Raw genomic sequence first — 6730 nt, forward strand, 5'->3', positions numbered from 1 at the left:
TGCACGAAGACGCTCGTCCCGGCGCGTCGCATGGCTGCTCAGCCACGGCCTCGGTGGTGGCGCGCGATTGGCAGAAGAACGGAAGGCTCTTCTGTGGCCGCGGGCGCACGCGCCACCTCCTGCGCCAGGCGAGGCGAGGTCCGGCCGGTGCACCACGAGCAGCTCGCGCTTGCCCGGCACCTTGGGGGGATCCACGACCCGCCCTTCCCGCTCGGACGTGCCCTTCAGCCACGCCAGGATGGGCGTCTGGGTTACCGGTCGCCGCTCAGCCCACGCGCTGCACGTCGTGGCGGCTGAGGCGGCGATGCGTCCCAGCACAGACTGAAGGTGCGCACCGCGGTCTTGGCCCGCGAGGGCGTGGATCTCGTCGATGATCACCACCCGCAGATCGGCGAACAGCGCTCGGGCGTTCACCTTGGGCGAGATGAGCATCACCTCCAGGCTCTCCGGCGTCGTCATCAGCAGGTCCGCCGGATCCTTCAAAAAAACCCGCCGCTCGTGGCTCGTGACGTCCCCATGCCACACAAACCGCCGCAGCCCCACCATCTCCGTGGCGGTGCCCAGACGCTCGGCCTGGTTGTTGAGCAGGGCCTTGATCGGCGCGACATAGAGCGCCCCCACGCCCTCGTTGGGCCAGCTCAGAAGGCCCGAGAGCGCCGGGAAGAGCGCGGCCTCGGTCTTGCCCCCCGCCGTGGGGGCCAACACCAGGGCGTTCTGGCCGTTGAGGATCACCTCAGAGGCGAGCTCTTGCACCTCACGCAAGGCCGAGAAGCCCAGCCGAGACACGATGGCGTGCTGTAGCCGCGGGTGAAACCGCGAGAAGACGCTCACCACGCCTCTCCGCCGCCGCTGTCCTCGTCTCGCTGGCCGAGCGGCGCGCCGGTCACCACGTGGGCCTCTTCAGGGGAGAGCGCCGCGGGCAGATGAAAACGGTAGGCCGCCGCCGGGTCGTAGCCCTCGTGCTCCTGCACCGAGTCAAACACGGTCACCAGCTCCCGCAGAAACTGCCGGGGCACCACGCCCACGTCGCCCTTAAAGCCCGTGGTCACCTCGGCCACGAGGCGCTCCAAGAAGCTGTCGTTCACCCGCTCCCCCAGGCGCGCCCGGTCGGGGCAGGGGTAGAGCCCCCGAAGCTTCTTGGCGACCGCCAACAGCCGCGCCGCGTCAAAGGGCGTGAGGCTGAGCTGGGGCTGGCGGAAAGGGGTCACAAAGGCCGGGGGGGGGGGGGGGGGGGGGCCCCCGCCTGATCAGCCGCAGTCGGTCATACAGCGGCGGCAGCGCCGCCACGCCCCGCTTGCCGTCAAACAGCTCGGGGGTGCCGGTGAACAGCCACAACAAGCCGGGCAGGTTGGGCGCGTGATCGACGATCTGCCGCAGGCCGTTGAGGGACTTCTTGCGGGTGTCCTCGCGCATCCGGAGGATCGTCTCCACCTCATCAATCACGATCACCAGGCCCTTGTAGCGGGCGAGCTTCACGACAGCGAGCAGCCCCCGCAGGTACGAGAGCGCGTCCTCGCTGCCGATCTCCCCCTTCACCCCGGCGAGGCGCTTGGGCGCGGCGCCGACGTTCTGTGAGCCCGCCAGCCAGCTCAACAGCGCCGCGGCGTCGGAGAGCTCACCCTTGGCCTTGAGCGCGAAGATCGTGCGGATCACCCGCACCATGTCCGCCGGGGCCGCGCCGCCGGTCATGGCGTTGAGGTCTTGCTCAAGGCGCTCGTTCACCAGGGCGTCAAAGCTTGGGGCGTCGGGGTCGGCGCCGCCGTCAATGAGCGCGCTCTCGGTCCAGCCCATCCAGCGGTCGAGGAGATCCCCCAAGGCCCCCCGGGGGCAGCTCGACGTGGCCAGCTCCCCCACCACCTTGCGGTACAGCTCATCAAAGCGGTGAAAGTGCAGGTCGTTGTCGGAGACCACGACAAAGCTGGTGACAAACTCACGGTCCCGGGCGTCCTGGGCGGTGAGCTGGGCCATAAACGTCTTGCCGCAGCCATAGCCGCCGCGCAGGAACTTCACCGCGCCCTCGTTTGACGCGGCCAGGGCGAGCTGCCGGTCGAGCTCCGCCCGGGCCTTCTCGACCCCGACGGCGAAGGCCATGAGCCCCCGCTCGGGCACGGTGCCTGAGCGCAGGCGCTCAAAGATGTGGTTCAGGTCTTTGATGCTGAGCCCGGTCATCCGTTTCCTGCCCGCGCGTGGAGCGCTGTCCCGCTTCACCGTGGTGATGGGTCGCACGAAGGGTGCTCTTCACGTGGGCGTCGGAGGCGCCCTGGGTAAAGGGCATCGCGAACTGCCGCGCGCCGCCCAAGAGCTGTGGACGTCGGCCTCGGTGAGCGTGCCGTGCGCCGAGGTGCTGACAGCGCTGCCGCAGGCGCCGCCCTCGAAGTCGTCGAGCCACCCCTGCACTGGCGTCTCCGCGGTGGTGCGGGCGTCGTGACCGGCGCCTCGACCTTGGTCTCGCCGCTCCGGGGTGCCTTCGGCGGCGGCGGTCGCTGGTCGGCGGCCGGGTGCCCACCCGGAGGAAGCGGTCGGGCAGAACGCAGGCCACGACGTCCGCCACGGCGCCCAGGTGGTGGAGCTCCGCCGCCCACGCGTACTGCTGGGCCCCGTGACAGCCGGAAGAACTCAGCTCGAGGCGCCAACGCCCCCGCTGGGCGCGCGAACGCGCCACCCGCAATACGCGCCTTTCCACGTCCTGGCACAGCTCCGCCTGCACGTCGTCGGCGTCGCCACCCGCAGCGAGGTCGACCTCCTTCGGCCCTGCCGAAGTCGAGCGCGTGCTGCGCTCCCACGAGCCACCTTCACCTCGATGCAGAACATGCCGGCCACGTCCTCGAGCTGCTTGGCCGTCACGCCATACTGGAGGGTGGTGCCTCCGCGGGGCGCGGACCTGTGCACCACGGTCAACACGGGGATGACGCGCTCCTGCAGGCTGTTTCCGCCGTGCACGAAGCTCATGTTGACGGTTGCCCCTTGTCGAACGGAGCCGTGGTCTTTCGGGAACATCACGTGCCCGCTGACGCAGTCGCAGCCCAGGTCGGCGAGGCGCAACGCTGACCTCCCCGCGGTCCGCCGCGACGCTCGAGAACACGTGGCGGCGCTTCGGGCCCGTCTGCCGGCCGTGCGGCTGCGCCGCGCGCGCGCTGTCGTCCAACAAAAGAAAGCCGTGATCCGCGGTGAACACGAAGCGGCTCACCCCGGCCTCGTGCAGCCGTCGCCACGCCGCGCGCAGCTGGCGCATGACCGTGTCGAACACGGTCGGCCCCACGCCCTTTTCGCCGGCCTTGTCGATCTCCTGGCTGTGCACCACCACCAGGCTGGCCCGGGACGACGGTGCTGCAGCGACGCGCTCTTGTGGGCCAGTACCTGGACGCTGGGGTCAGCCATGGACATCGCCGCCGCCGACGCCGCCATGCATGGCGCTTGCGCGTCTCGGGACCCGTCTCACCCGAAACTCACCAGCCTGAAATCCAGCGAATCCTGAGCTGCCCGTCGCGCTACGCGCTGGAGGCGCCCGTTGTGCGCCACCGGCGCCAGCACGTTCATGCCCACCTCGGTCGCGAGGGCAGCTCTGAGAGGCGCCCCTGGCGCAGGACCGTGGGGGCGCGGTGCCCTCGAGCTCGCGGAACAGCTCGACGCCCATCTCAAACCGCAGCGCGTCCACCAAAAAGTACGCGGTGGGCCCCGGTCTCACGGGTCATGGGCGCACCACATCTCCGAACACGTGGCGCTGCTGGTAGGCCCCGGCCGGGCAAGAAGCCCTGGGCCCGGGCTTGCACAGCCCGTTGAAGTCCACCGCCCACGGGTTGGCCCAGCGCGCCAGGTCACCCTCAGCTGGTCGAGGCACGCGCGCAGCGTCTCGAACTCGGGGACCTGCGGGGCACGGTCACGCGCTGCTGCTCGAGGTGCCGGTGCGGCGCGTCCACCGCGGCACCGTGCTGCACATAGACGTCGGACCGCCGTCTCGAGGCTCGTGAGCGCGCCACCGGCCGCCGCCCCGCCTTCGCGGTCGGCCGTGGGCGCCGCCGCCACGATGGCTGCACCAGGTCGCGGCCGCGCGTACTAGTTGCCAGGCGGACCGGCGCGAGGGGTCTGCCTGAAGCCAGAACGACGCAAAGCCGGGCTTCGGGTCGACCCGGAGCTCGGCCCACTCGAGCGTCGGCGCCCACGCGCCATCCCCGAGCGCTACGAGCGCTGCCTTCAGCACCTTGTCTTCCTCGAAGCGGAAGGTGTCTACCTTCCCGAGGTCCTCGGCCTTCGCGGCGCCCACCTCGTCGCTCAGCAGCGCCTCGGTCTCGTCGGCCGTGCGCTGGTAGAACGTGGCGTGGCGTGCGCGCAGGTGCTGCGCGAGCGCTCGGCAGGTGTCTATCACCGGGCGTGGCAGCGCGGCCGCGTCTCCTAGGAGCGAGCTCACCGGTGCCCGGCGCAGGTCGTCCACGTACTCGACGCACAGCGCCCAGCTCGCGACCGCAAAGGCCACGTCGGGGGCGCTCACGTTGGCGGTCGGCAAGGTGGTGGCGCGCCAGGCGGCAGGCAGCCCCGTCCACGCGGCCAGGCGCTCCAGCAGCACCGCTTGGTCCGCTGCGTCCGCTACGCGCCCGGCGAAGAAGCCGGCGGAGAGGAGGTCGTCCAGTAGGGCGCTGGGCTCCATGGCGTCGAGCTGCGCCCCGATGCCCCCTTCCACCCGGCTCAGCTGCGCGCTCAGCCAGGCGTCGGCGCCGGCCAAGGCTGAGGCCCGGCTGCTCCACGAAGGCCGCAATCTGGTCGGGGTGCACCCGTCCTGCGGCAGCCTCGGTCACCAGCGTCTTCAGCCCCTTGCGAAAGCGCACGCCCGCCGCGAACAGCTCGTAGAGCGGCGTCTGCCGCACGCTGTCCTCGTTGAAGCCCGGGAGGTGCAGCACCATCTGCGTCTTGTCCGCGCCGCCGGCCACCCCCTCGAGCGCCAGCATCAAAGCCAGGTGGCTGCCTCGAAAGGCCCGCACCTCGTAGCTCAGCTCACCCGCCGCGCGGGCGGCCACCAGGCCGTCCACGAAGGCCGTGTAGTGGTCGTCGAGGTCGAGCCACACCACCACGCCTGGCGCTGCACCCGTCGCACCTCGGCCTCCAGCTTGGTGGACACGGGGCCCAACGTCGCAGCGCTCATCTGGAGTCGCTCGCCTCTGCGGCGAAGATGGTGAGCAGCAGTTCGCTCTGGTCGATGACCTGATACGTCGGGCGCTTGCCTGACAGTCGCTCGCTCTCACGGAGGATGACCGGCACGCCCTCGCCCTCGCCGGTCCATGATGTGCTGGCGGTGTGACGTCAGCGCTGTCTTCCACCGGGCAACGCGCGACGGAGGCTGGGGATCGCTTCGTTCCGCGCGGCCTGGCGCATGGCGAGGCTCTCGGTGGTCATGGTGTTGGGGGAGCATTCCGGGGGAGTAGATCTCGAGCCGGTCGTCGAAGAGCCGCAGCCGAACCTTGCGCCCGGCATCAGGTGGTCTCGGTGAGCCCAGCGTTGGTGACGGCTTCGAACACCGCCCGCATCGAGTATTGCGGCACGCGTCCTCTCGGCCACCGCCTTCGTGCTTGAACGCGGCGACCGTGTTCTTGCGCACGAACGCGCAAGCTTCGACGATCTGCCTGTCGAGTTGGGCCCTTGATGTCGCGCGCATCGCGTTGGTAGATGGATGCGCCCTCGGGCACCACGGTACTGCCCTGGTAAGCTACGGCCTGGATGAACGCCCCGGGAGGAACCGTGCGCCTTCTCGCGCCCAGCAGCAGCCCGGCCACTTGGTCGGATGCCAGCCGCCCCTCGTCTCTCCTGCACGGCCATCGCGAGCTTGTGCGGCAGGACTTCATCGGAGTCCGAGGTGTGCTCGGGTGCGAAACGCCCGCCAGAGGGGTTCGCCGAGATCGCCCAGCGTGGCGTAGAGCACAGGCGTCTCGTCGAAGCGGATCACGCGACTGGCTCCGCTGCTGAAAAAGCCGCGCCAGGTGATCGGGGGGATGGGACGCTTGGAGGAGCCCACGCGGTGGCAGACCCGCCGGGGCTCTGGTGGACGAAGAGGCTCCGCAGCACCTCGACGCGCACGATGGCCCCGCTCGACTCCGGCGGGATCCGGCAGAGATCATGCGCTCCATGATGGGCACGAGCGGGGGCTTGATGGACTGCTACACGCCTCGCGGAGCACGCGCTCCACGTCATCGAGGCGCTCGAGGGGATCCCTACGACCTCGCGTCGCGTGTCCTCGACGCCTAGGAGCAGGACACCGCCCATGCCGTTCGCGAACGCAGCCAGCTCATCAGCCACGCGCGTCCTGGGTGGGACCGCGCACCTTGCCGCCAGCAAAGCGAACCTCTTTGAGGCTCGAGGAAGGAGTCTTCCCCGAGGCGGATCTTCTCCAGCAGCTCGGTCCGGGTGGCAAGCATCAGCCCACACCGCCAAGGCGCTTCCATCGGCGCTCGAAACGCTTCTGCCCACCTCCATCACCTGGCAGACCTCTTCCGCACGCTCTCTTCTTGCAGGGCGCCGCTCTCTTGCACCCGGCACTGTCCGCCAGAAAGGTCGTGACGTGGACCAACCTCGGCGTCGCCGTTCGACCACGTTCGGGTTGTGGGTCACAATGATGAGCCGCCTCCGCAGCTTGTTCTCTCGAATCTGTCGCACGATGGGATCATGCCAGATCAGGTGGTTGTCGAGGTCGTCCTCCGGCTGGTCGAGCACCATTGGCTCGTCTCCGAACGCGAGTAAGAACGCA

3 protein-coding genes and 3 pseudogenes are annotated in these 6730 nt (G+C 69.8%); 1 reads left to right on the top strand and 5 read right to left on the bottom strand.

The annotated features are described in order from the left end of the window. Nucleotides 1-831: pseudogene (locus IPI43_34495) on the bottom strand (DEAD/DEAH box helicase). After that, nucleotides 828-2169: pseudogene (gene brxD, locus IPI43_34500) on the bottom strand (BREX system ATP-binding protein BrxD). Before brxD ends, IPI43_34495 begins: the two co-directional pseudogenes overlap by 4 nt. Here brxD and IPI43_34505 point away from each other — a divergent pair. Further along, nucleotides 2153-2428, top strand: coding sequence for a hypothetical protein (locus IPI43_34505; protein MBK7779170.1), 276 nt, complete (start codon nt 2153-2155; stop codon nt 2426-2428). The pseudogene brxD and the gene IPI43_34505 sit on opposite strands and share 17 nt — an antisense overlap. 1260 nt (nt 2429-3688) lie before the next feature. Here the strand turns inward: IPI43_34505 and IPI43_34510 are convergent. The 3 genes and pseudogenes from IPI43_34510 to IPI43_34520 all read right to left on the bottom strand — a co-directional run bounded on the left by IPI43_34510 (nt 3689) and on the right by IPI43_34520 (nt 6401). Next, a complete protein-coding gene (locus tag IPI43_34510; GenBank protein ID MBK7779171.1) occupies nt 3689-3838 on the bottom strand; it encodes a hypothetical protein in 150 nt (49 codons plus the stop codon). Nucleotides 3839-3877: 39 nt separating this feature from the next. Beyond that, nucleotides 3878-4717: a hypothetical protein gene (locus IPI43_34515; GenBank protein ID MBK7779172.1), complete on the bottom strand. Its 840-nt coding sequence runs from the start codon at nt 4715-4717 to the stop codon at nt 3878-3880. Nucleotides 4718-5130: 413 nt separating this feature from the next. Further along, a pseudogene (locus IPI43_34520) lies at nt 5131-6401 on the bottom strand (putative DNA binding domain-containing protein). Nucleotides 6402-6730 lie beyond the last annotated feature (329 nt).

The sequence above is a fragment of the Sandaracinaceae bacterium genome (assembly GCA_016706685.1).
Taxonomy (GTDB): Bacteria; Myxococcota_A; Polyangia; order Polyangiales; family Houyiibacteriaceae; genus JADJJE01.